Here is a 21624-nt window from a genome sequence, read left to right as displayed (position 1 = left end):
CTCATGCGATATCTGCTGAACCATCTCGACGACCTGTGGGTGCTGACCATCGTGCACCTGAGGTTGTCGTTGGTGCCGATCGTGCTGGGGCTGCTGATCGCCGTCCCGTTGGGAGCCGCCGTTCAGCGCACCACCGCGCTGCGGCGCATGACCACTCTCGCCGCGAGCATCATCTTCACCGTCCCGTCGCTGGCGCTGTTCGTGGTGCTACCGCTGATAATTCCGACCCGTATCCTCGATGAGGCCAATGTCATTGTGGCGCTGACTCTTTACACCACGGCCCTGTTGGTGCGGGCGGTGCCGGAGGCGCTCGACGCGGTGCCGGAGCAGGTGCGCGACGCGGCGACGGCCATCGGGTACCGACCGCTGGTGCGGATGCTCAAGGTCGAACTTCCGCTGGCCATCCCGGTGTTGGTGGCGGGGCTGCGGGTCGTGGCGGTCACCAACATCTCGATGGTGTCGGTGGGTTCGGTGATCGGAATCGGCGGCCTGGGCACCTGGTTCACCGAGGGCTATCAGTCCAACAAGAGCGATCAGATCATGGCCGGGATCATCGCGATCTTCGTGCTGGCCGTCGTCATCGACAGCCTGATCATGCTGGCAGGCAAGGCGATCACGCCTTGGATGCGAGCGACCCGCGCACCCCGGGCGTCCCGGCTCGCCAAGGCGGCCACATGAACTTCCTGCAACAGGCACTGGACTTCATCTTCACCGCCGCCAACTGGGGCGGGCCCGCGGGCCTGGCCGCCCGCATCGTCGAACACCTGCAGTACACGGTGGTCGCGGTGCTGGCCTCCGCGGTGATCGCGATCCCGATCGGCCTTCTCATCGGGCATACCGGGCGGGGCACCTTCCTCGTCGTCACCGGGGTCAACGCGTTGCGTGCCCTGCCCACGCTCGGCGTGCTGTTGCTCGGCGTGCTGTTGTGGGGGCTCGGGTTGGTGCCGCCGACGGTCGCCTTGATGCTGCTTGGCATCCCGCCGCTGTTGGCCGGGACCTATGCCGGGATCGCGAATGTCGATCCCGCCGTGGTGGACGCGGCCAGGTCGATGGGCATGACCGAGCGGCGGGTGTTGTTCGGGGTCGAGGTGCCCAACGCGCTGCCGTTGATCATGGGCGGTCTGCGTACCGCGACGCTACAGATCGTGGCGACCGCGACGGTGGCGGCCTACGCGAGCCTCGGCGGGCTGGGCCGGTATCTGATCGACGGCATCAAGGTGCGGCAGTTTCACATCGCGCTGGTGGGTGCGCTGATGGTCACGGCGTTGGCATTGATTCTCGATGCCGCGCTGGCGTTCGCGGTGTGGCTGTCGGTGCCCGGTAGTGGCCGCTTGGGGGGTCGACGACCGATTCCGCAGCCGTTGCTCGGTGACGAGGTGGCGCTCGAGTCGCGGCCGACGTCACGCTCGGCGGGGAGTTCCGGACTCGGCTACGAAGGCCGAGCCTCGTCGCATACGGTAGAAGGGTGAGTGACCAGAAGGACAGTGCCTGGCCGGCGGTGTTGACGTGGCGGGCGCACGATGAACCCCGGATGGAGTCTGCGCGGGTTCAGCTGTCGGGCAAAAGGATCAAGGCCTACGGCCGGATCGTGGCCGCCGCCACCGAATCCCACCCGGCGTTCTCGGCCTCCTATGACCTGGTCACCGACGAGACCGGCGCCACCAAGCGGCTTTCGCTCACTGTCACACTGGCCGAGCGTGAACGCCAGCTCTCCATCGCCCGCGACGAGGAGAACATGTGGCTGGTTCAGGATCACACCCAGACCAAGCGGTCGGACTTCGGTGGCGCGCTCGATGTCGATGTGGTGTTCAGCCCGTTCTTCAATGCCCTGCCGATCCGGCGGACCGGCCTGCATGAGCGCGCGACGTCGTTGACCGTGCCGGTGGTCTATGTGCGGTTGCCCGACTTCGCGGTGGAGACCGCGAACATCAGCTACACGAGTGGTGGACCCGGAGTGCCCGGGGTGAAGCTGCGCTCACCGCTCTCCGACACCACCATCACGGTGGATTCCGACGGCTTCATCCTTGATTACCCAGGACTGGCAGAGCGGATCTGATCACCCCGCCGGCCCGTCCGGCGGCGGCCAGCTCGGCCCGCCAGTTGTCGGTGCCCACCACCGTGGTGATGATCTCGGGGCGGCTGAAGCTGTCGTAGCGCATCCGCGCGGCATGGCCGGTCTCGACCAGATCGGCCACCGAACCCGTGTCTGCCAGTGTTTTCTTGGCGTGCGTCAGCAATTCGATGCCGCGTTCGAGCGCGGGCAGCAGTTGTTCGGCGTTGGCCTCACACATGGCCCGCACCAGGTCCGGTGCGGTGGCCGCCACCCGGGTGCCGTCGCGGAACGACCCGGCGGCCAAGGCGAAGGCCAGCGGCACCTCGCCGGCGATCACGGCCAGGGTTTCGGCGAACAGGTGCGGCAGGTGCGAGATCGTGGCGGCGGCCGCATCGTGCTCATCGGAGCGGGCCGGAACGACGACGGCGTGGCAGTCCAGGGCCAGCTGGGCCACTTGTGACCAGATGTGGGCGTCGACGTGGTCGTCCACGCTGACCACCCACGCAGCGCCGGTGAACAGGGCGGCATCCCCGGCCGACCAGCCGGAGTGCGCGGTCCCGGCCATCGGATGGCCGCCGACGAAGTTCTGCAAGAGGCCGACTCGCTGCACCTCGGAGAGCACCGCGCCCTTGACGCTGGTGACGTCGGTCAACGGGCACTGGGGTGCGGTGTTGCGGATGCGGTCGAGCATCTGCGGCAGGGCCGGCATCGGCACCGCCAGCACGATCAGCGCGTTGCGGTCGGCGGCCCGGCAGAGCGCCTCGTCGAGGTTCGCCGTGGCATCGAACCCGTCGAACTTGGCGGCCGCGACGGCCTCCATCGACCGGTTGTAGCCGAAGACCTCACGGCCGGCCCCCGCGGCGGCGCGCATCAGCGAGCCACCGATCAGGCCGAGGCCCACCACGCACACGGGTGTGTTCGTCACGCATCAAGGTTGGCATACCGACCCGGCCGGGGCCGAGGGTGATCCCTGTCAAAATTGCTGGTCGGCGACTACCGTAGGCGGGCATGGAGGCACAGCGTGCGCCGGCAGACCTGCCCGATGGCTTCGGGGTGGCTGTTGTCCGGGAAGACGGTAAGTGGCGGTGCGCGCCCATGCGTTCATCTTCGTTGAAGAGTTTGACCGCGGCTGAGACGGAGCTTCGCGAGCTGCGCAGCGCCGGCGCGGTCTTCGGGCTGCTCGATGTGGACGACGAGTTTTTCGTGATCGTGCGGCCTGCACCTGCGGGAACCCGGTTGCTGCTGTCGGATGCCACGGCGGCCCTTGACTACGACATCGCCGCCGAGGCGCTGGAGAATCTGGACGCTGACCTCGAACAAGAGGACCTTGAGGACGCGGACCCGTTCGAGGAGGGCGACCTGTCGGTGCTGTCCGATATCGGTCTGCACGAGGACGTGCTCGGCGTGATCCTGTCCGAAACCGATCTGTACGCCGACGAGCAGATCGGGCGGATCGCCCGCGAGATGGGCTTCGCCGATGAGCTGTCCGCGGTGCTCGACCGGCTGGATCGGTGAGTTCGTCCGATGAAACGCTGATCCGCGCCGCGCTCGATGCCGCCCGGACGGCCGGTCCGCGCGATGTGCCCATCGGCGCTGTGGTGTTCGCCGCCGACGGCACCGAACTGGCCCGGGCCGCCAATGTCCGCGAGGCCACCGGGGATCCTGCCGGGCATGCCGAGATCGTGGCGATGCGCGAAGCCGCCCGGGTGCTCGGCGACGGCTGGCGGCTGGAAGGTGCGACGCTGGCCGTGACCGTCGAGCCGTGCACGATGTGCGCGGGCGCGCTGGTGCTGGCCCGGGTGGCGCGGGTGGTGTTCGGCGCGTGGGAACCCAAGACCGGGGCGGTCGGCTCGCTGTGGGATGTGGTGCGTGACCGCCGGCTCAATCACCGACCCGAGGTGGTCGGCGGAGTCCTGGCCGACGAGTGCGCGGCCCTGCTGGAGGATTTTTTCGCCGCCCAGCGCTGACTGTGTGAGCGTCGGCACCCGTGCTGGGTGCGATTAGGGCCAGCGGCGCTCGCCCGGTAAGCTGCCACACGGTGGCGTGTCCGAGCGGCCTAAGGAGCACGCCTCGAAAGCGTGTGACGGGTAACCCCCGTCCGAGGGTTCAAATCCCTCCGCCACCGCCATAAAATCCCGCTTCCTGCTATCGCAGGTAGCGGGTTTTTGGTTTCGAACGTTCTGGTGTGGCCGCCTGTCAACCGCATACGCCCGCGGGTCGCCTTCTCCAGCGGGTCGGGTTTCAAGCTGTGCCCGGGGAATCCCATTCAGGCTGTCGCTGCGCATGGTGACCTACTAATTTCCCGGTCAGCGAAAGTCGGCCGGGCCCACTGAGCAGCAGGCTCAACAGGCCCGCCAGGATCAGCAGCGCCTCACGGAAACCGGGCAGCGGATCACCTCCCGGCAACGGCGCGGGAATACCGCCCGCGACGAAGCCGAACACCAACAGGCCGGCGACGTTGAGCGCGTTGGCCACCGTCGCGAGCCGGAAGAAAACACCCAGCAGGATGCCGATACCGCCGCCGAATTCGACCAGGCCCACCACCCAGCCGGTCGCGCCGGCGAACGGCACCCCGAGCTGCCCCACGAGGTAGGCGATGTTGGCGTGCCCGCCGGAGGTGAACAGTTTGATGCCGCCGTGCAGGATCAGCCCGCCGCCGAGGAACAACCGCAACGGCAGCGGTGCCCAGTCCCGCCAGGCGGTCATGGCAGGGCCGCGAGATAGCGCGTGGCCGCGACACCTGGCATGAAGAAGTACGCGCCGCCGACGGTGTGGACGAAGCGGGGCAGGCCCGTGACGCGTCGTCTGACCGGCTCCTGCTGCACCGTGAACGTGCCTGCGGCCGTGCCGTTTCCATTGCCGCGCGCGCCGGTGATCGGATCGTCCTCGGCGTATCCGCCGTCGAACTTGGTGCTGTTGACCCAGGTGTGCTGGATGAACTCGAACTGGCGCCCGAGTTGGGTGTTGAAACAGATGAAGTGCAGGCCGCGCTCGACGCCGTCATCAGCCGCCGCGATCATGTCGGCGGGCTCCATCGACGGCGCCAACGGCGGCCCGTAGGCCCGGCCGCGACGGATGATCCGGTGACGCTTTCCCACGTCGATCGACCGGTCGGATCCGGGGACGGGGTCGAGCGCATCGCGCGGATTGGACCGCCGCAGATGCGAACCGATCGGGCATTTCAGACCGTCCGGATCTTCGGACCGGAAGTACATGAAGTCGTTGTCGTCGGCGAGTGCGGGATTGTCGGCAGTGGGCGCTTTCACCAGCGGCGCGCCGCTGGGCCAGCGGCCCACCATCTTGGCCGCCAGCCCGACACATGCCGGCACCCGGTCGAGCGCATCGGCGGATCGGTCGGCCAGGCTGTTCCAGAACCCGGCCACATCCTGCTTGAGCTGCCGGAAGACCAGGTAGCTTCCGCCCTTGCCGAGGTCGCGCAGTGCCGGCGCATCGGCCGCCGCAGGCAGCAGTCCCCGGGTGTCGGCGGACGGGTCCACCAACGGCCGGTCGGTGTACTGCCCGTAGGCGTTCGGATAGCCGAGCACGAATTCGCCTGCCGCAACGGTGTTGCCCGCCGGTCCGCCCTCGTCGTAGCCGTCGATCAGCGGTTGCGATATGCCGTCACGAAAACCGAAGTGCTCCTTGCGTCCCGGAAGTGTCAGCGAATCGAGCCGCCGGACGATGTGCAGGCCGGAGCCGGGCAGGTCGTGACTGTTCTCCAGTTCGGCGACGGCGGTGGAGTCGTGCCCGTAGAGCAGCAACAGTGCGTGAACGTCCGCGCCGTCCCAGCGCCAGGCCGACGGGCAGCTCTGACCGTGGTCGCCGAGGATGCGGCGGCGATGCTCGGTGCCGCTCATTCCTTCGCGGAACTCGCCCGCCAGCATGTCCAATTGTTCTTGCGGCAGGCCGAGTTTGGCCAGCCCCGACGGTGTGAACGCGATGTTCGTGCAGGTGTCGGCGGCTTCGGGGGTGGCTGTGCTGTCACGTAACTCCAAGCCCGCCAGCCAACGTTTGGCCGCCGCGACGTCGTCGATCGCCAGCAGCAGGAACGCGGCGTCATCCAATGCGCCGTAGCCGTGCAGGATGACGCCCTGGATGTCGTCTAGTTGGAGAGTCATAGCCTGTCCCAGGGGATGCTGTCGAGCTTTCGGGCCGCCCAGTTTGATTCGGGAAGGTCATTGCCGCAACCGAACCGGCGCAGCCAGCGCCGGGCCTCATCGTCGTCCATCTTCTGTGACAGCCCGTGGCGGATGGCTTCGTTGTTGGCGATGTTTTTGGTGGTCAGGTGCGGGTAGGCGCTGTACCAGACATTGCTCGGGGCCTGACGGGTGGGCAGCAGCTTCTTGTAGGCCTTCTCGTCGGTGATGCCGCCGAAGAACAAGAACCGTGTGCGCGGAAAACCGTCGCCGTTACTGAAGATGGCGTTGAGCCCCCAGAAGGCCTTGTCGATGAAGTCGTTCATGTAGCTCTCCAGGCTGCCGTCGTAATTGCTGGAGAAGAACAGGCCGCGGTTGCCGTTCATCCGCACCCACCGGGCGAAATGAATTGTGTTGAGCCCGGACAGCGTTCCGCGGTTGTAGATGTGGCGGGTCGCGTAGTCGGTGAGGAACAGGATCGCGGTCGTGGTCAGCCGGCGGAACACCCCGGGTTTGAGGAATCCGACGGCCACGATCTGGTTGTGCACCCAGTAGTCCTCGTCGTCGCGATAGGCCCGGACCACCTCGGGTGCTGCCCCACGGGTGTCGGGGATGTCGCGCTTCTCGTGGTGGCGCAGCGCGACCACGAACAACGCCAACCCGAGCACCACCAACGGCAGGAACAGCACCGTCACCACGGCCAGCGCGGTGATCCAGAAGTACTGGTGGAAAGCCTCTTTGGCGCACCACAGGAAGGACGGCCCCTCCGCCTGTTTCAAGGCCCAGGCCAGGTCCTCGCGGTCGCGCACGAAGTCGACGATCGCGCTCTTGAGTTTCCCGGTGTCGAGCGAACCCAAGTCGCCGGAGTCCAGGAACCGGTTGATCTCGCGCTGCAGCAGGTCCTCCTGCCGGATCTGGCTGACCGATCGGCCACGTCGGTTAATGTGTGCCGCAGCGGATTTGACCTGATGCTCCCGCAGGAACGCGTGCCGGGCAGGTGCCGAGGCCGGCTGCGGGTAGCCGACGCAGTGGGAGAACACCGCGTCGAGCCCGTCGCCGCAGATCGTCGCGAGTTCGTCGAGATGGTTGTGCAGCGGAGCGTCGACGTCGGTCAACAGCGCCAGCTGGGCCGGCACCGGCCGCCCGTCGAGATCCCGGTCCGGGTCGAAGAGTACGAGCCTGGCGAAGTGCAGGCCGCTCAACTGCTCGAACGGCAGCACGTCCCATCGTTCGACGTGGTCGGGGATGCGTCCGAGCAGGTCTCGCAGTGACGCCAGGCGGTCTGCGCTGACCTCGGCGAGCACCGTGAACGCTTCCTGGTGTGGCATCGCGATCACCCGGTCGAGCGAATGGTGAACCACCCGACGCGTTTCCGCCACAGCCATACGACCCCGAGGTAGAAGCCGGGACCGACTTGGCGGATCTCGTCGCGGACCATGCGGGCCAGGAACGACGTCTCGGAGTAGTCGATGAGCACGCAGTCACCGCTGTCCACCCAGCTTGATGCGATCGAGAGCCGGGCTTTGACGAGCCGCAGACCGAACGGGGTGACCTTGTTGCGCAGCACCCGCTCGCGACGGTCGAGCACCTTGCCCTGCCAGATGATCATGCGGACCAGCAGGGCAAGTGGCTTGGCCAGCCACGTCCCGGGCCAGGCCAGCAGCGTGCCCCGGGTATCCCCGTCGGGGATGGGGCCGGCCTCCGACTGCCGGAACAGCAGGTCCAACGCGCTGTTGGGATAGCCGAGCAACAGCGACTCGTCGAGCGCTGCCGCCCGGTTCAGCTCCGGCTCGGGGCGTGTCATCGTCGTTCCTGACTCAGGCGCGGCCACGGTGCGAATGCGTTGCTGTGGCCGCGCAGTACCGGTTCGAGCTCGGGATAGTGCCGGATGAGCACCGAGCACATGTCGTTGTCGGCGATCCAGGCGATGCCCTCTGGTGTGTAGACCCGCGGCGTGAAGTCGACCGTGAAGAACCGGTCACTCTTGAGCCGTCGGGTCGCCATCAGGACGAAGATGCGGAACGCCGTGTCGCTGAATCCGAACTTCTCGGGCAGCTTCTCGCCGAACATGCCCACCATGGCGTCGACCTTCTCGATGTCACCGCCGTAGATTTCGCTCATCTTGAGGGCAGTGTCGCGGTCCCCTCCGCTGATCTCATCGAACGATGTCGCCGGGTTCAACCGCAGCTGGCGGCGGAACTCGTTGTAGCGCGGCACGCCCCGCTCGCGGGAGCGGATGATGTCGGTCGAGATCATGTCGATGACGTGGCCGTCGGTGCGGTCGAAGCGGCGCATGAAGTTCGGACTGTTGTGCAGGGTGACCGCGCCGGGGTGTGCGACGCCCAGCGAGTAGATGCAGTTCGAGAGCCCGACGCTTTTGAGCACGCCGCGCGAATTGGCGCCGCCGTGGATGCTGTCGAACGAAAGTTGCTGCGGCTCGGCATTTCCGGCGAGGTTGAGGAACTCGTACTCGTCGGGCACCAGTGGGTGCATGCGATAGACGGTGACGAAGTCCTCGGTGATGGAGTACGGCGCGGTGTGGTGATCGGTGGCCGATCCGACGACGCCGCTGATCGCCTCGCTGGAGCTGATCCGTCCGAACAGCTGCTTGACGCGTTCGCCGGCGAGCCCGAACCAGTTGGCCCGCATACCGATCTGCAGCGTCGGGTGGCCGAGGATCGCAGGCGTCCACTCGATGGTGTGGATCTTGGCGATCAACGCGGCGTTGATCATCCGCGCCTTGTTGAAGATCTGGTCGCCGGTCCAGTCCGGGTAGGCGGCTTTCAACCGATCGCAGATGGCGTTGTGTTCCCGCAGGAAGATCGTGCCCATGAGCTCCAGGCCGAGCCACCAGCCGTCGGCACCGCCGGAGGCACCGAGCATCGACGGATCCAGATCGATGAAACCGTCGGCGTCGATGCGTACCTTGCCGTCGTTCGCGTTCTGTGTGCGGATCGCGCGTTGAAACTGCTGATTGCTGCCGTAGATCTGCGACGCATCCCACCAATGGGTCTCGGTGTTGATGAAGGTCGTCTCGCCGGGTGTCGGGTTCGGGTCGGTCGGCGTGGACGGAATCCGGATGGTGGTCTCGTCCCAGTCGTCGCCCTCGGGCACCGGGATCTCGATCATCCGGCTGGGGTCGGTGTCGTGGCTGAACCAGTCGCGGGTCTCGAACTGCAGCCAGGCCGCGGCCAGGACGTTGAGCGTGGTGGCCGGCTTGAACGTGTCGCGGCGCAGCAACTCGTTGCTGATGGTGCGCGGGTTGGGGTCCATCAGGTGCGGCGGCCGCTCGGCGTGCCCCTTGTCGAGCGGCACGTTGCGGCCGAACCGGGTCTTGGCCATACCCATCGAGGGCGAGGACAAGTCGTTGTAGGAGCCGTCGACTGTCCGGACGGTGAGGTATTGGGCCGGGGTGTGGCTCGGTGCCGCCGGGGGGTTGCCCCGGTACGTGTCGTAGAGGTTGTGTTCGCGCAGCGCGTCGCGAACTCCGATCAGAACGCCGAGTCCGAGCGACGGCGGGAGCTTGTCCCACCCGATCCGGCGGTCGACGACCTCAGTGGCTTTGATGAACCACCTCGTGAGCAGTGACGACATCCTGGCCTCCTTTCCATGCGGTGACGGCAAGTGTGGTGTTGATCGCCGAGATGACGATGGTCATCAGGCCCTGTTTGCGGGGCAGGTCACCGCGGGCGGCGGTGACGGTGGCAGAGACGGTGTCGGCGGCGTGGATCAGAACCGCGAGCCTCTCGGCGCGACGCAGTTCCTCGCCGTGCAGCACGAGGAGGTCGAGCCCGATGAGCACGGTTCGGATTCCGAACATCCGGAAGGGATAGGTGCCAGAACGATCCTGGGACGTATCGACGCCCAGCCGGCCGAGCAGTTTCTCCGGCACGAGCAATCCCGCCGCCCCGTTGACGATTCGGATCACTGCGAGCGCCTTACGCGCTGCGGTTGAAATCAGCACCCCGACACCTCCGCTCGACGACTTCGCTGTGCATAGATCGTGCGGGTAATTCGGTGCGGGCGAACGAGTAGTCGGCTACTTGTTTTGCCGGGTATTCGCCGGGGGTCGTCGCAACAGCGTTGAATATGTCCATGGAGCTGATGTCGCCGACCGACTCGATGTTTCTGATCGCCGAGACGCGGGAGCATCCGTTCCATGTCGGCGGACTCGCGCTCTACGAGCCGCCGGCCGGCGCGGGGATTGATTTCGTGCGCGAGCTGCACGAAGACATGGTGGCTCAGACCGACATTCAGCCGGTGTTCCGCAAACACCCGGCGACCATCCTGGGCGGCATCGCGAACGTCGGCTGGAATTACGACAACGACGTCGACCTCGACTATCACCTGCGCCGCTCGGCGCTGCCGACCCCGGGCCGGGTGCGGGATCTGCTGGAGCTGACCTCGCGCCTGCACGGCAGCCTGCTGGACCGGCACCGTCCGCTGTGGGAGGCCCACCTGATCGAGGGGCTCGCCGACGGCCGGTTCGCGGTGTACACGAAGATGCACCATTCCCTCATCGACGGGGTGTCGGCGCTCAAGCTGTTGATGCGCACGCTGTCGGAGGATCCCGGAGACACCGAGGTGCGGGTGCCGTGGACTCTGCCGCGCCGCAAGCGGCCGCACCAGAGTTCATCGGTGCTGCGGACGGTGACCGATACGGTCGGCTCGGTCGCCGGGCTGGCACCTTCGACGGTCAAGCTGGCCCGTTCGGCGCTGCTCGAACAGCAGCTCACGTTGCCGTTTGCGGCACCCAAGACCATGTTCAACGTGAAGATCGGCGGTGCCCGTCGGGTGGCGGCACAGTCCTGGCCGCTGGAGCGGTTCCAGCGGATCTCGCGGGCGGCCGGGTTCACGGTCAACGACGTGGTGCTCGCGGTCTGTGCGGGAGCGTTGCGTGCCTACCTGTTGGAGCAGGATGCGCTACCAGACCGGCCGTTGATCGCGATGGTGCCGGTGAGTCTGCGCGCCGAACACGAGGCCGACGCCGGCGGCAATATGGTCGGTACGGTCCTGTGTAATTTGGGCACCGATCTGGAAGATCCAGCGGACCGGCTCAATGCGATCGGCGAGTCGATGCGGGACAACAAGAAGGTGTTCTCCGAGCTGCCCCGGGTTCAGGCCCTGGCACTGTCGGCGTTGATGATCGCCCCGCTGGGCCTGGCCGCGGTGCCGGGGTTCGTCAGGGCCACTGCGCCGCCGTTCAACCTCGTCATCTCCAACGTGCCCGGGCCGCGACATCCGTTGTACTGGAAGGGCGCTCGTCTGGACGGCAACTATCCGCTGTCGATCGCGCTGGACGGGCAGGCGATGAACATCACCCTGGCCAACAATGCCGACAACCTGGACTTCGGTCTGGTCGGCTGCCGGCGCAGTGTGCCGCATCTGCAGCGGATGCTCAGCCATCTGGAGGACTCGCTCAAGGCGCTGGAGGTCGTGTCCGGAGTCTGACACCAAAAGGCGTAATGGGTAGACCAAATAGCGTTCGTCGCGCAAAATGGTCGGCGTGACGGACGACGGCGGTGCCTACCTCGGCAGGATGCGGATCCTCGACGCGAAGCCGGTGAACCTCGACGGGTTCAGCGTGACCAATCCGGATCTGGGTCTGGTCGCGATGCGTAGCCCGCACGATCCGGAACCGTCGCTGGTCATCAGCGATGGGTGCGTCACCGAGATGGACGGCAAGGCCGCCGCCGACTTCGATGTCATCGACGAATTCATCGCGCACTACGGCTTGGACCTCGATGTCGCGGCCGAGGCCATGGCGTGCTCCGACGTCGAACTGGCCCGCAAGACCGTGGATCCCAACGTGCCCCGCGCCGAGGTGGTCCGGCTGATCGGCGGCACCACCCCGGCCAAACTCGCACGGGTCATCGCGGTGTTGACGCCGGTCGAGATGCAGATGGCGATGGCGAAGATGCGCGCCCGGCGCACCCCGAGCAATCAGGCCCACGTCACCAACCAGCTGGACGATCCGATGCTGATCGCCGCCGATGCTGCCAGCGCGGTGGCCTACGGGTTCCGTGAGGTCGAGACGACGGTGCCGGTGCTCGGCGATGCCTCGTCGAATGCCGTTGCGCTGCTGATCGGTTCGCAGGTGGGGACGCCGGGCGCGATGGCGCAGTGCGCGATCGAGGAGGCACTGGAGCTACGCCTCGGTATGCGCGGGCTGACCAGTTACGCCGAGACCATTTCCATCTACGGCACCGAGCAGGTGTTCGTCGACGGCGACGACACCCCGTTCTCCAAGGCGATCCTGACGAGTGCCTACGCGTCGCGCGGGCTCAAGATGCGGGTCACCAGCGGCGGCGGGGCAGAGGTGCTGATGGGTGCGGCCGAGAAATGTTCGATCCTGTACCTGGAATCGCGCTGTGTGTCGCTGGCCCGGGCGCTGGGATCCCAGGGCGTGCAGAACGGCGGTATCGACGGCGTCGGTGTGGTGGCCTCGGTGCCCGAGGGCATGAAGGAGTTGCTCGCCGAGAACCTGATGGTGATGCTGCGCGATCTGGAATCGTGCGCGGGCAATGACAACCTGATCTCCGAGTCCGACATCCGGCGCAGCGCGCACACCCTGCCGGTGCTGCTGGCCGGTGCGGATTTCATCTTCTCCGGGTTCGGCTCGATCCCGCGCTACGACAACGCGTTCGCGCTGTCCAACTTCAATTCCGACGATATGGATGATTTCCTGGTCCTGCAACGGGATTGGGGTGTCGACGGCGGATTGCGCACGGTGTCGCCCGAGCATCTGGCCCAGGTGCGACGACGCGCGGCCACCGCTGTGCAGGCGGTGTACCGCGACCTGGGTCTGGCGGATTACGACGACGGCCATATCGAGGAGGTCGTGATCGCCAACGGGTCGCGCGATCTGCCGCCCGGAGATCCGAAGGCGGTCGCGGAAGCCGCGAACGCGATCGAGGCAAAACAGCTGACGGTGTTCGATGTGATCGCGTCGCTGCACCGCACCGGGTACGACGAGGAGGCCGAGGCCATCATGCGGTTGACGGCCGAACGCCTGCGCGGTGACCAATTGCAGACCTCGGCGATCTTCGACGAGCAATTCCGGGTGCTCTCCAAGATCACCGATCCGAACGATTACTCCGGTCCCGGAACGGGGTACACGCTCACCGAAGCGCGCCGGGCCGAGATCGACAACATCCGCCAGCAGCGCAACGCCGCCGAGCTCACCGCCGACCAGGCCCTGCATGCCGGCCACATCACCGTCACCGACCTCGAACCCGCCCGGCAGGGCAGCGATCCGCGGGAGGTGTGCATCGGGCTGTCACCGGCGTTGGGCCGCAGCGTGTGGCTGAGCCTGTGCGGCCTACCGATCGGCGAGGTGATCCGCCAACTCTGCGCCGGGCTGGAGGAGGAGGGCTGTGTGCCGCGGTTCGTGCGGGTGCGCTCGACCATCGACGTCGGCCTGATCGGGCTGACCGCGGCCAAGCTGTCCGGGTCGGGGATCGGAATCGGCTTGCAGGGCAAGGGCACTGCGCTCATCCACCGACGGGATCTGGCGCCACTGGCCAACCTCGAACTGTTCAGCGTCGCGCCCCTGCTGACCGCCAAGAACTACCGCGAGCTGGGCCGCAACGCCGCCCGTCACGCCAAGGGCATGGCTCCGGTGCCGATTCTCACCGGCGGTACCGACGAGTCGATCTCGGCGCGCTATCACGCCCGCGCGGTGGCGTTGGTCGCGTTGGAGCGTGAGGCCAGCGAACCGGGCCGGCCGCCCGTCACGGTGGAGGTGACACGAGCATGAGCGAGATGTCCGCCCAGAAGTTTTCCGTCGACGCCGCTGTCGACGGCAAGCTGGACCTGTCGGATCTGCGGATGGATCCGGCGACTTTGGCACACCAGGCCGTCGTCGCCGAGGAGAACGGCAACCCCCAGCTGGCCGAGAACTTCCTGCGTGCAGCGGAATTGGCGACCATCGACGATGAAGAGGTGATGGGCCTGTACGAGGCGCTGCGCCCGCACCGCTCCACGGCCGCCGAACTCGATGCGTTGCAGGCGTCGCTGGAAACCCGCGGTGCCGGACGCTGCGCGGAACTGGTGCGGCAGGCCGCCGCGGTCTATGCCCGGCGGGGCCTGTTGCGGTGACGGTGCCTGAACGCATCGTCGCCGGGATTGACGTCGGCAACCACACCACCGAGATCGTCCTGGCCGGCATCCTCGACGGCGCGGTGCAACCGCTGAGCCACGGTCAGGCACCGACCCGGGGCCGCAAGGGATCCCGGGATTCGCTGGAGGGAGCGGCCGCGCTGCTGCAGCGCATCGAGGTCGACGCCAAGGTTCGTGCCGATGAGCTTGTGCTGTCGGCGATCCGGCCGGTCGACACCGAAACCGCCCCGCTGGCCCCGGCGCCGTCGCCGCGCTCACCGGTGCGCAGCCTGCGCCGGGCCGATGCCAGTACCCCGGCAGGTACGGGTTACGCGGTCGGCCGGCACGAGCTGCTGGGGGAACTGGCCGGTGAACCGCAACCCGGCCCGGTGATCGTCTCGGTGGACGCCGATACCGATTTCGAGGTCGCGGCGGCCGCGATCACCGACGCGGTGTCCCGGGGGTGGACCATCGCCGGTGTGCTGGCCGCCCAAGACGATGCGGTGTTGATCCGCAACCGGATTCCGCTCGACGTTCCGGTGGTCGATGAGGTGATCCTCGACGGGTTGGCGACCGGGGCACTGGTTGCGGTGGAGGTGGTGGCCGAGGGCCGCGCCTATCGCGCCCTGGCAGATCCGATCGCGTTGTGTGCGGCACTGGAGCTCGGGCACGACCGGATCCATGATGTCGCCGAATTCACTAGGGAGCTCTCGGATTCGCCTGCTATCGCCGTGACGGCGCGGACCGATCCGCCGGAAACGCCTGCGGTGGACGACGACTACATCGAGTTCCGGATCAATGGGGCGCTCGCAAGATACTCGCCGGCCCAGGCGCACGCCATTCTGCGCCGCGAACCGCCGGGCAGCGTGGTGCGCGTCCGGTTGCGTTCCATCCCGACCGCCGATCACGAGATCGCCGTCGATGACGCCTTTTTCACCGACCTCGCCGCCCTCGACAGCGGAACGTGGCTGCGCCGCGGCGTGGCCGACGCCCGCGGCACGGTCGTGGCGCTACTGGCGGCCGACCACGTCGAAGATGCCGCGACGACACTCACCGAGCTGACCGGGCGTCCGGCCCGCACGATCACCACCGAGCCGGAGGCCGCCGCACGGGGCGCCCGCACCACACCGGGGCTGCCGCCGGATTCGGTGGTGTGCGATATCGGCGGCGGCACCATCGATCTGATCGGCGCCGATCACACGGTCACGGCAGCGGGCGCGGGGGAGACCATCACCGTTGCGGTGGCACGGATGCTCAACATCCCCCGGGCCCTGGCCGAACGGGTCAAGCGCACCCCGGCGATCCGGGTCGAGGGACCGCACGTGGCGCACGAGGAGGACGGGCGGCGGCTGTTCCTCGATGCGCCCGCCCCGGCTGATGCGATCGGAAGGCTGTGCACCCGCGGCGTGGCCGGGTTGGTGCCGTTCTCGACCAAACTGGCGGCCGAGGAATGGCGCAGCCTACGGCTGGCGATCAAACAGGAGACCGTCGCGGCCAACATCGCCCGCTGCCTGGCCGCATTCGAGAAACCCCCGACCGCGCTGGTGCTGGCCGGCGGCGGTGCGCTCGACGACGAACTGTTGCGTACGGTCGGCGAATCCCTGCGCACCGTGGGAGTTGTGGTGGGACGAGCCAACATCGACGGGGTGCACGGCCCCCGCTACGCGGTCGCCTCGGGCCTGGTCCACCTGGCCGCCGAATCCGGCACCGGCTAGAACGGCAGATCCACGCCGCCGCCCGTGGTGTTGGCCTCGTCGTGGTTGGAGTCGACGTAGCCCAAATGGTTGGGGACCGTCGGGTCGGTGCCGAAGGGGACGAGCGGATCGGTCCCGTTGGCGGCCGGCGTGTGCGAAGCCGTCACGGCGCCGGCGACGGGGGCCAATGCGACCGCCCCACCGATCGCTGCGGCGGCGAGTGCGGTGGCGACGAACTTCATCGGGTTCTTCATGATGTTCTCCTAGGTGCTGGTCGCCGGTGCCGGCGATGATTGAATCTTGTCGCTCCAGCACTTCGCAGTCGCCACAGCTGACACCCATCTCGCGGGTGGGGCTAGCTGGTAGACCGCAGGAAATCGCCCGAGATCTTCACCGCGGGGGTCGACGAGTCGCCGCCGACCACCAGCGTCGCGAACGCGATATCGCCGACGATCCCGGCGAACCACCCGTGTGAGTGCGTGTTGTCGCCGAATTCGGCGGTGCCCGTCTTGCCGCCGAGATCGGGGATGTCGCTCAATTGGCTGGCGGTGCCCTCGGTCACGGTCTTGCGCATCATGTCCCGCAGTGCGTTGGTGACGCCGGCCGGAAGCGGTTGGGAGGCGGTATCGGCGGTCACCATCTCGCCGTCCACCAGACTGGGCAGGATGGTCGAGCCGTGCGCCAGACTGGCCTCGGCGACCGCGAGACCGAACGGGCTGACCGTCACGGTGCCCTGGCCGATGCCGTTCTCCACCCGCTGGGCGGCGGTGTCGGCGTTGGGAACCCGGCCGGTTACCGTGGTGAGCCCCGGAATGGTGAAGTCCACGCCGATGCCGAATGCGCGGGCGGTGTTGGTCAGCGCGTCAGCGGGCAGCTTGTCCGACAGCGCCGCCATGCTGGTGTTGCACGAATGGGAGAAGGCTGAGGTCAAGGGCACTGTCCCCAGGTCGAAGTCGTCGTCGTTGGGAATGGTGCGGTTCTCGATGGTCAACCGTCCCGGGCAGGCCACCGGGGTGTCCGGGGTGGCCAGGTTGGCTTCCAGTGCGGCGGCGGTGGTGATGGTCTTGAACGTCGACCCCGGCGGGTAGAGCCCCGAAAACGCAATGGCACCTTGGGAATCCGCAGCCATGTTCTGTGCGGCAGCCAGAATCCCACCCGTCTTGCCGGACATCGCGACCAGCACCGCCGGCCGGGTCTCCTGGGCGACGGCCTGTTGTGCGAGCAGTTGCAGCCGCAGGTCCATGGTGGTGCGCATCGGGTCGGTCGGCGCGGGCGGTTGTGCGGTGAGCCGCTGCGCGGGCGCGCTGTCCCCGTCGACCAGATAGACCGACCACCCGGCAGCTTTGGTGATCCGGTCGTGCCACAGCTGGGCCAGCCCGCCGATGGCCGGCGAGGACAGCTGGCGGTCGGTGGTCAGCAGCTCACCCTGCTCGGCCACGGTGACGCCAGGAATCTGGGTCAGTTGGTCGCGTACCTGAGCGAGGTCGTCTTCGCGCAATTTCATCACCGTCACGCGATCGTCGGTGTTCGACGTGAACTGCGCGCCGATGGATTCCGCGGTCGTGCCGGCATCGAAGCGGGTCAGCAGCGCGGCGAGTGGGCCGGCGGAATCGAGGTGGGCGCGGTCCAGCGAGATGACGCCCACCGTCTGCCACGTCATCAACGGCTGGCCGGTCCGGTCGAGCACCGGGGTCTGCAGGTCGCTGTCGGTGCTGTACTGAAATCGCAAGCCGTCTCGCAGATCTCGGTGCAACAGCGTCGGCGTCCAGGTGATGAGCCAGTCGTCACCGGACTTGGCCGCGGTGCCGGCGGTGTCGTAGCCGAAATCGTGGCCCTCGCCCCAGGACCACTGATATTTCAGGGTCGCGCCGGTCTGATCATCGGGTTCGGCGCTGACCTTGACCGAGGCAGCGTCGCCCATGCCGTTGAACATCGAGGTGATTGCCGGCTCGGCCGCTGCGGGGTCGTTGGTCTGCGTGGCCGCTCCGTGGGCGTCTTTGCGTTGCAGCGCATCGGCGAAGGCGGCGAATCGGTCAGCCGGGTCCGGGGACGACGAGCATCCCACGACGGGGAGAAACAGGCCGAGCAGCAGGAACCAGACGATGGCGGGACGGTGCCGTCGAGTCATGCTCCCAGCATGACATCAGAGCCTAAGCGGCCTTGTCCGTGTCCGACGCCCGTTGCGGCTTGGCCCGGTGTTTGGGCTCGGACTTGGTCCCGGACTTGAACGTATCCCTCACGTTCTTCGCGACGTCCGACATGGCGTTGTGCACGTCATCGCGCCGCTGTGTGGGGGTGCGCGTGACGGGTTTCTTCGGGGCCTCGGCCTCGGCCTCGGCCTCGTCGTTCGTGTCGTTCGTCGCGACGACCTTGGGGGCTTTCGGCTTGGCCGCGATGCGGTCGGTGGTTGCCGGAGTCGTCGAAGGCGATGTCGTAGAAGGCAATCCGCCCGTGAAGTTGTCCGCACCCTGCTGAAGGGCGCCCGGCAGCTGATTCAGGGTCTCGGCAATCCGCTTCGGTGGCGTGATCAACGAGAACCGGGTCGGCGTGGCGGGATCGGAGTAGTCGCGATCGGTGTAGCCCATGTCGACGGCGAGCTTGAGCGTCGGCTCGATGGCGCCGAGCACCGGCTCGGTGAATGCCGTGGTGTGCAGCGCGGTCGAGACGTCGCGGATGGGCTGCAGCAAGGGCAGATGCTCGGTCTTGACCAGGATGTAGGTGTCATTCCCGCCACCCGGTGTGTTGACGTGCTTCACGATGACCGCGTCCGGGTCGGCGAGGTCGGCGGCGTCCGGGGTCGGATCACCGTGCAGATAGACGAACCCGGCCGCGGCGTTGGCCAGAGCCAGCGGGTTGGCGTAGGCCGGGAAGTCGCCGACGGGGTCGTACTCGATGGTGATGAAGGTTTCGTCGTACGGCGACTGTTCGGCCGCGCCGGTGCTGGTGAACCCGAGGAGCCCGAGCGGCCCCAGATTGGGGAAGCGGGCGTAGATACCGCCGTTGGGAACCGTGGGCGCAGCGATGTAGACGAACTTGAGCGTGTCGGTGCCCTGGCCGCCCTGGGCATCGAGTTCGCGTTTGTACTTCTCGGCGACGATGGTTCCCTCGGAGTAACTGACGATGTAGATCGTGCCGTCCTCGCCGATCGTCGTCCGAGCTTCGGCGACTGTGTCGATCAACGGTTGGCGCCCCTCGGCCACGCTCGTATCGATCGGCAACGTGGCCGGATAGTTGACGCCGTAGAAGCGACCGTCAGCCGGTCCGGCGTACCCGCCGTTGTACGGCACGTAGTCGCCGCGGAACTTGTTCTGGATCCGGTCGCTGGTCGGATTCTTCGCCCCGCCCACGCCGACGACGGCATCGTAGCCCGGCAGGGTGGCCGCCAGCGCGTCGGCGACATGTCCGAACGTGAGCACTGCCGCCATGCCCGCGGTAGCGCCGGCCACCACGGCAGCGGATGAACACGCGCGCTTCCGGTGACTGGCCACGTTGCTCCTCAGGGTCGTCCGGGTGAAACGACTGAGAACGGAGCGTGGGCCCGGGATCAGTCCGGGCCCACACTATGCCAGATGTTTGCTAAAAGTGAGTCGATTGCTACGGGCAGGAGACTTCCAGCTCGAAAGCCTTGGTCACCGGGTTCATTCCGTCCACACCCGTTGCCTCACCCTTGATCGTGTACTTGTTGCCATCCTTGGTGGCTTCGGCGCTGCCGCCGGGCACGCCGGGCGTGTAGCCGAGGCTGACGCCGTCGATGTTGCCGAGTGCCACTGCGGTCACCGACGGCTGGTCGCCCTCGCCGAGTGTGGCGCTGACTCCGGACATGCCCTGGCCCACGGTCAGGCTGACATTGCCCGCGACCGTGGCGCACACGACCGTGCCCTCGACCTTGTGGTCCGTTCCGTCGATGGTGACCCGAGCGGTGCCCGCACCTGTTGTGGCCTTGGCATCGCCGGCCTCGACCGAAGCCGATGCTGACGCCGATGCGGTCGCCTTCGTGTCGCTGGAGCTGTCTTTCTTGTCGCTCGACGAACAGCCGGACAGTCCGGCGATGACGATCGCGGCGCCGCCAACGGCTACCAGGAACTCACGCTTCACCACTGCTCTCCTCACGGTTGCGCAGCCCGTCATGAATGGCGGACTGTCAGGCAGAAGTATGGAGTTAGTGCAGGTCGTGGGCGTCCGAATGGCCGAATTGCTCGCAGCGGTCGTGGGGTGGTCGTAAGTTCAGCGTCATGCAGACGTTGCGCACTCCAGACGACCGGTTCGGCAACCTGCCTGAGTTTGCTTATCTACCAGCATATTCCGAGATCGACGACAACGAGGGTGGCCGATTGCGGGTGGCCTGGGTGCAGGCCGGTCCACCTGACGCCGACCCGGTGCTGTTGTTGCACGGGGAACCATCCTGGTCGTTTCTCTACCGGCGCATGATCCCGATCCTGACCGCGGCGGGCCATCGCGTCGTCTGTCCCGACTTGGTCGGCTTCGGCAGATCGGACAAACCCACGCGCCTCGAGGATCACACCTATGCCCGGCACGTCGAGTGGATGCGGACGCTGGTCTGCGATGTCTTGGACTTGCGGCGGGTGACCCTGGTCGGTCAGGACTGGGGCGGTCTGATCGGGCTGCGCCTGGCTGCCGAGAATCCCGACCGATTCGCCAATATCGTCGTCGCCAACACGGGCCTGCCCAGCGGCGACATTCCCATGCCGGAGATCTGGTGGCAGTTCCGCACGGCCATCCAGAATCTGCCGACGATCGATGTCGGCAGGTTTGTCGAGGCCGGGTGCCGCCGCCCGGTCGGTGCCGAGGTCAGGGCGGCTTACGACGCCCCGTTCCCCGACGACACCTTTTGCGCGGGTCCGCGCGCGATGCCCGGGTTGGTTCCCACCACACCCGACGATCCGGCTGCGGCCGCGAACCGGTCAGCTTGGAAAGCGTTGGCGGCCAGTGAAACCCCGATGCTGGTGGCGTTCAGCGACGGCGACCCGATCACCGGAGCCATGGCGCCGATCTTCCAGCGGGACATGCGCGGCGCGCAGGGTATCGAGCACCCGGTGATCGCGAACGCCGGTCACTTCCTGCAGGAAGACGCCGGCGAGGAACTCGCCGGGGCGATCGTGACCTTCCTCAGGAGCAGGTGACGGCGATGTCGAACGGCATGTCCACCGGCGTACCCGGTTCGTTGGGATCGATGCCCATGCCGTTGCCGGTGATGGTGTAGCCCTTGCCGTCGCGCGCGGCCACGACCGGGGCACCCGACAGTCCGGAGAGATAGGTCAGCGAAGCTCCCTCGCCGTTCACGTCGCCGATCTTCACCGACTGCACGACCGGGGCCTCTCCGTCGGTCAGCACCACCGAGGCCGGCATCTTCCCCTCGATGCCGATCGTCGTCAGCCCGTCCTTGGTCTCGCAGTTGACGCTGGTCACCGGACCGGCGTCGTTGGGGCCGAAGGTGACCCGGCCCTGGCCGGTCTTCGTGGAAGAACCCGAATCCTGCGACGAGCATCCGGCGACTGCAGCCAGACAAACAGCAAATCCGGCGGCGATGACAATGGGGCGGCTCAGGACCAAATTCACGTCCGCAGTATGGACGCGTCCGCCCCCGTGACGGAAATCGGACGCGCATCCGGTTGAATACCTG

At 67.1% G+C, this 21624-nt stretch carries 22 protein-coding genes and 1 tRNA gene; 11 read left to right on the top strand and 12 right to left on the bottom strand.

Going from position 1 to position 21624, the window contains the following annotated elements; translation table 11 throughout:
- Nucleotides 1-3: 3 nt before the first annotated feature.
- Genes AB0I14_RS22905 through AB0I14_RS22895 form a run of 3 tightly spaced genes read left to right on the top strand, consistent with a single transcriptional unit; the run spans nucleotide 4 to nucleotide 2056 of the window.
- On the top strand, nucleotides 4-678 hold the full coding sequence (locus AB0I14_RS22905) for an ABC transporter permease (protein ID WP_358026245.1): 675 nt from the start codon (nucleotides 4-6) through the stop codon (nucleotides 676-678).
- A complete protein-coding gene (locus tag AB0I14_RS22900) occupies nucleotides 675-1469 on the top strand; it encodes an ABC transporter permease (RefSeq protein WP_358026243.1) in 795 nt (264 codons plus the stop codon). Before AB0I14_RS22905 ends, AB0I14_RS22900 begins: the two co-directional genes overlap by 4 nt.
- Nucleotides 1466-2056, top strand: a complete 591-nt coding sequence (locus AB0I14_RS22895) for a putative glycolipid-binding domain-containing protein (protein ID WP_358026241.1) — start codon at nucleotides 1466-1468, stop codon at nucleotides 2054-2056. The genes AB0I14_RS22900 and AB0I14_RS22895 overlap by 4 nt, the downstream gene beginning before the upstream one ends.
- Here the strand turns inward: AB0I14_RS22895 and AB0I14_RS22890 are convergent.
- Nucleotides 2019-2963: a prephenate dehydrogenase gene (locus tag AB0I14_RS22890; RefSeq protein WP_358026424.1), complete on the bottom strand. Its 945-nt coding sequence runs from the start codon at nucleotides 2961-2963 to the stop codon at nucleotides 2019-2021. The genes AB0I14_RS22895 and AB0I14_RS22890 overlap by 38 nt on opposite strands.
- Nucleotides 2964-3061: 98 nt before the next feature.
- Here AB0I14_RS22890 and AB0I14_RS22885 point away from each other — a divergent pair, with 98 nt between their 5' ends.
- The 3 genes from AB0I14_RS22885 (at nucleotide 3062) to AB0I14_RS22875 (ending at nucleotide 4181) form a co-directional block, all read left to right on the top strand.
- Complete coding sequence (locus tag AB0I14_RS22885) at nucleotides 3062-3568, top strand: tRNA adenosine deaminase-associated protein (RefSeq protein WP_358026238.1); 507 nt, start codon at nucleotides 3062-3064, stop codon at nucleotides 3566-3568.
- On the top strand, nucleotides 3565-4020 hold the full coding sequence (locus AB0I14_RS22880) for a nucleoside deaminase (RefSeq protein WP_358026236.1): 456 nt from the start codon (nucleotides 3565-3567) through the stop codon (nucleotides 4018-4020). The genes AB0I14_RS22885 and AB0I14_RS22880 overlap by 4 nt, the downstream gene beginning before the upstream one ends.
- A 70-nt stretch (nucleotides 4021-4090) precedes the next feature.
- Nucleotides 4091-4181, top strand: a tRNA-Ser gene (locus tag AB0I14_RS22875).
- Between the two features lie 113 nt (nucleotides 4182-4294).
- Here the strand turns inward: AB0I14_RS22875 and AB0I14_RS22870 are convergent.
- The 6 genes from AB0I14_RS22870 to AB0I14_RS22845 are packed head-to-tail and all read right to left on the bottom strand — an operon-like array spanning nucleotide 4295 to nucleotide 10153.
- Nucleotides 4295-4759 carry a DoxX family membrane protein gene (locus AB0I14_RS22870; RefSeq protein ID WP_358026234.1) on the bottom strand — a complete coding sequence of 155 codons (465 nt, stop codon included), beginning with the start codon at nucleotides 4757-4759 and terminating at the stop codon, nucleotides 4295-4297.
- Nucleotides 4756-6171 carry a Dyp-type peroxidase gene (locus tag AB0I14_RS22865; RefSeq protein WP_358026232.1) on the bottom strand — a complete coding sequence of 472 codons (1416 nt, stop codon included), beginning with the start codon at nucleotides 6169-6171 and terminating at the stop codon, nucleotides 4756-4758. The genes AB0I14_RS22870 and AB0I14_RS22865 overlap by 4 nt, the downstream gene beginning before the upstream one ends.
- Nucleotides 6168-7517 carry a hypothetical protein gene (locus AB0I14_RS22860; protein WP_358026229.1) on the bottom strand — a complete coding sequence of 450 codons (1350 nt, stop codon included), beginning with the start codon at nucleotides 7515-7517 and terminating at the stop codon, nucleotides 6168-6170. Before AB0I14_RS22860 ends, AB0I14_RS22865 begins: the two co-directional genes overlap by 4 nt.
- Nucleotides 7518-7522: 5 nt before the next feature.
- The gene (locus tag AB0I14_RS22855; protein ID WP_358026227.1) at nucleotides 7523-7993 is read right to left on the bottom strand and encodes a hypothetical protein; all 471 of its coding nucleotides are present in this window, start codon (nucleotides 7991-7993) and stop codon (nucleotides 7523-7525) included.
- Complete coding sequence (locus AB0I14_RS22850) at nucleotides 7990-9783, bottom strand: peroxidase family protein (RefSeq protein ID WP_358026225.1); 1794 nt, start codon at nucleotides 9781-9783, stop codon at nucleotides 7990-7992. Before AB0I14_RS22850 ends, AB0I14_RS22855 begins: the two co-directional genes overlap by 4 nt.
- A complete protein-coding gene (locus AB0I14_RS22845; protein ID WP_358026223.1) occupies nucleotides 9743-10153 on the bottom strand; it encodes a hypothetical protein in 411 nt (136 codons plus the stop codon). Before AB0I14_RS22845 ends, AB0I14_RS22850 begins: the two co-directional genes overlap by 41 nt.
- Nucleotides 10154-10284: 131 nt before the next feature.
- Here AB0I14_RS22845 and AB0I14_RS22840 point away from each other — a divergent pair, with 131 nt between their 5' ends.
- The 4 genes from AB0I14_RS22840 (at nucleotide 10285) to AB0I14_RS22825 (ending at nucleotide 16004) form a co-directional block, all read left to right on the top strand.
- On the top strand, nucleotides 10285-11640 hold the full coding sequence (locus AB0I14_RS22840) for a wax ester/triacylglycerol synthase family O-acyltransferase (protein ID WP_358026221.1): 1356 nt from the start codon (nucleotides 10285-10287) through the stop codon (nucleotides 11638-11640).
- An 88-nt stretch (nucleotides 11641-11728) separates the two neighbouring features.
- A complete protein-coding gene (locus AB0I14_RS22835) occupies nucleotides 11729-13948 on the top strand; it encodes a propanediol/glycerol family dehydratase large subunit (protein ID WP_358026422.1) in 2220 nt (739 codons plus the stop codon).
- A complete protein-coding gene (locus AB0I14_RS22830) occupies nucleotides 13945-14289 on the top strand; it encodes a diol dehydratase small subunit (protein ID WP_358026219.1) in 345 nt (114 codons plus the stop codon). Before AB0I14_RS22835 ends, AB0I14_RS22830 begins: the two co-directional genes overlap by 4 nt.
- A gap of 2 nt (nucleotides 14290-14291) precedes the next feature.
- Nucleotides 14292-16004: a diol dehydratase reactivase ATPase-like domain-containing protein gene (locus tag AB0I14_RS22825; protein ID WP_358026420.1), complete on the top strand. Its 1713-nt coding sequence runs from the start codon at nucleotides 14292-14294 to the stop codon at nucleotides 16002-16004.
- On the opposite strand, the gene AB0I14_RS22820 is transcribed toward AB0I14_RS22825, so the two are convergent.
- The 4 genes from AB0I14_RS22820 to AB0I14_RS22805 all read right to left on the bottom strand — a co-directional run bounded on the left by AB0I14_RS22820 (nucleotide 16001) and on the right by AB0I14_RS22805 (nucleotide 20078).
- Complete coding sequence (locus AB0I14_RS22820) at nucleotides 16001-16237, bottom strand: hypothetical protein (RefSeq protein WP_358026217.1); 237 nt, start codon at nucleotides 16235-16237, stop codon at nucleotides 16001-16003. The two genes, AB0I14_RS22825 and AB0I14_RS22820, sit on opposite strands and share 4 nt — an antisense overlap.
- Before the next feature lie 101 nt (nucleotides 16238-16338).
- On the bottom strand, nucleotides 16339-18111 hold the full coding sequence (locus AB0I14_RS22815) for a penicillin-binding transpeptidase domain-containing protein (protein WP_358026214.1): 1773 nt from the start codon (nucleotides 18109-18111) through the stop codon (nucleotides 16339-16341).
- 22 nt (nucleotides 18112-18133) lie between these two features.
- Nucleotides 18134-19471 carry a PE-PPE domain-containing protein gene (locus AB0I14_RS22810; protein ID WP_358026211.1) on the bottom strand — a complete coding sequence of 446 codons (1338 nt, stop codon included), beginning with the start codon at nucleotides 19469-19471 and terminating at the stop codon, nucleotides 18134-18136.
- A gap of 106 nt (nucleotides 19472-19577) precedes the next feature.
- A complete protein-coding gene (locus tag AB0I14_RS22805; RefSeq protein ID WP_358026209.1) occupies nucleotides 19578-20078 on the bottom strand; it encodes a lipoprotein LpqH in 501 nt (166 codons plus the stop codon).
- Nucleotides 20079-20215: 137 nt separating this feature from the next.
- Between AB0I14_RS22805 and AB0I14_RS22800 the strand changes: the two genes are divergently transcribed.
- Complete coding sequence (locus AB0I14_RS22800) at nucleotides 20216-21124, top strand: haloalkane dehalogenase (protein WP_358026207.1); 909 nt, start codon at nucleotides 20216-20218, stop codon at nucleotides 21122-21124.
- Here the strand turns inward: AB0I14_RS22800 and AB0I14_RS22795 are convergent.
- Nucleotides 21111-21560: a lipoprotein LpqH gene (locus AB0I14_RS22795; RefSeq protein ID WP_358026205.1), complete on the bottom strand. Its 450-nt coding sequence runs from the start codon at nucleotides 21558-21560 to the stop codon at nucleotides 21111-21113. The two genes, AB0I14_RS22800 and AB0I14_RS22795, sit on opposite strands and share 14 nt — an antisense overlap.
- Nucleotides 21561-21624 lie beyond the last annotated feature (64 nt).

Origin of the sequence: Mycobacterium sp. NPDC050441 (assembly GCF_040655355.1) — a bacterium.
In the GTDB taxonomy this organism is placed as follows: domain Bacteria; phylum Actinomycetota; class Actinomycetes; order Mycobacteriales; family Mycobacteriaceae; genus Mycobacterium.
This window is presented reverse-complemented; position numbering and strand designations above follow the sequence as displayed.

What these genes read in the sequence shown, in the direction of transcription:
- AB0I14_RS22840 (WP_358026221.1), top strand. Translation starts at nt 10,285, where the DNA reads ATGGAGCTGATGTCGCCGACCGACTCGATGTTTCTGATCGCCGAGACG.
- AB0I14_RS22870 (WP_358026234.1), bottom strand. Translation starts at nt 4,759, where the DNA reads ATGACCGCCTGGCGGGACTGGGCACCGCTGCCGTTGCGGTTGTTCCTC.
- AB0I14_RS22855 (WP_358026227.1), bottom strand. Translation starts at nt 7,993, where the DNA reads ATGACACGCCCCGAGCCGGAGCTGAACCGGGCGGCAGCGCTCGACGAG.
- AB0I14_RS22820 (WP_358026217.1), bottom strand. Translation starts at nt 16,237, where the DNA reads ATGAAGAACCCGATGAAGTTCGTCGCCACCGCACTCGCCGCCGCAGCG.
- AB0I14_RS22860 (WP_358026229.1), bottom strand. Translation starts at nt 7,517, where the DNA reads ATGCCACACCAGGAAGCGTTCACGGTGCTCGCCGAGGTCAGCGCAGAC.
- AB0I14_RS22800 (WP_358026207.1), top strand. Translation starts at nt 20,216, where the DNA reads ATGCAGACGTTGCGCACTCCAGACGACCGGTTCGGCAACCTGCCTGAG.
- AB0I14_RS22815 (WP_358026214.1), bottom strand. Translation starts at nt 18,111, where the DNA reads ATGACTCGACGGCACCGTCCCGCCATCGTCTGGTTCCTGCTGCTCGGC.
- AB0I14_RS22850 (WP_358026225.1), bottom strand. Translation starts at nt 9,783, where the DNA reads ATGTCGTCACTGCTCACGAGGTGGTTCATCAAAGCCACTGAGGTCGTC.
- AB0I14_RS22885 (WP_358026238.1), top strand. Translation starts at nt 3,062, where the DNA reads ATGGAGGCACAGCGTGCGCCGGCAGACCTGCCCGATGGCTTCGGGGTG.
- AB0I14_RS22865 (WP_358026232.1), bottom strand. Translation starts at nt 6,171, where the DNA reads ATGACTCTCCAACTAGACGACATCCAGGGCGTCATCCTGCACGGCTAC.
- AB0I14_RS22835 (WP_358026422.1), top strand. Translation starts at nt 11,729, where the DNA reads ATGCGGATCCTCGACGCGAAGCCGGTGAACCTCGACGGGTTCAGCGTG.
- AB0I14_RS22900 (WP_358026243.1), top strand. Translation starts at nt 675, where the DNA reads ATGAACTTCCTGCAACAGGCACTGGACTTCATCTTCACCGCCGCCAAC.
- AB0I14_RS22905 (WP_358026245.1), top strand. Translation starts at nt 4, where the DNA reads ATGCGATATCTGCTGAACCATCTCGACGACCTGTGGGTGCTGACCATC.
- AB0I14_RS22830 (WP_358026219.1), top strand. Translation starts at nt 13,945, where the DNA reads ATGAGCGAGATGTCCGCCCAGAAGTTTTCCGTCGACGCCGCTGTCGAC.